Source organism: Pseudochrobactrum sp. AO18b (assembly GCF_000409565.1).
GTDB lineage: Bacteria > Pseudomonadota > Alphaproteobacteria > Rhizobiales > Rhizobiaceae > Pseudochrobactrum > Pseudochrobactrum saccharolyticum.
On sequence record NZ_ANNO01000395.1, the window covers coordinates 1 to 873 of the forward strand.

3 protein-coding genes are annotated in these 873 nt (G+C 56.4%); all 3 read right to left on the minus strand.

Annotation, left to right across the window (positions count from 1 at the left end):
* Positions 1-267 (minus strand): major capsid protein (locus A918_RS20665; protein ID WP_033316173.1); only part of this gene is annotated, 267 nt, incomplete at its 3' end.
* A gap of 27 nt (positions 268-294) precedes the next feature.
* A complete protein-coding gene (locus tag A918_RS0115080) occupies positions 295-648 on the minus strand; it encodes a head decoration protein (RefSeq protein WP_022711865.1) in 354 nt (117 codons plus the stop codon).
* Between the two features lie 42 nt (positions 649-690).
* The coding region (locus A918_RS22105) for a hypothetical protein (protein WP_033316174.1) at positions 691-873 on the minus strand (183 nt) is incomplete at its 5' end.

An 873-nucleotide genomic window follows, 5' to 3' on the forward strand; every position in this document is an offset into this window, starting at 1 on the left:
GCCTTCGCCCGGGCGCACTGTGTTTTTCGGCTTTACATAGGCAGGCGTAAATGTTGAGGTCTGCCGGCCACGAATGGCGCGTTCTTTGCCCGGCACCAAAGGCGAAACGAACGGCGCCACATTGCGGCGGCGTTTCAGTTTATCAAAGGCGATTTCTTCCGCATCGGACTGAAAACCGTTCGGGAAGAATGTATCGCGGATAAAGGCTGTTGGCCGGTCGCGGGCTTCAATCACCGTCAACAGCGCGGCTGTGCTAAATAAATCCATTTGAGATTTCCTTAAATGAGCGCCGGATCAGGCGAGATTGTGCAGGAAGAGCGGAGCAGAAGCTTTGCGCCATGCGCTTTCGACACTCGCTGCCGTATGGCCTGCCCCGTAGATCAGTTTGGCCGCATCAAAATTACCGGATGCATAGGCATCCGTGATCACATCACCGGCAGTGGTATCGACATCGATAGCCAGCACCATGCTTGGCACTTCAGAACCATCCGAGGATGCAGAGGCTGAGACCAGGAATTTGCCACTGGCCTCACCCAGCACTGTGCCACGTTTGAGAACACCCTGCCCGCCTGCAATAGGCACAACACGGACAGCAACGGGAAAATCACCGACGAGCAAATCGCCGGGAATATAAGTTTCAGTGCGCATAGCGACACTCCTGAAAAAGTTAAGGGAACAGAATTACCGAGCTTAACGCTGCGGTTTACGTGACGCCGAACGCGCTTTGGCATGGGCAACCAGGCGCTCATCAGCACTACCGGCTTTAGGGGCAGCACCACCATTACCAAGCGCCGGTACACGTCCCTGCATACGGCCAGACAGGCTGGAAACTGCACGGGAGGAGCCGGAAGCCGCCAATGTGGCGACGGCCTG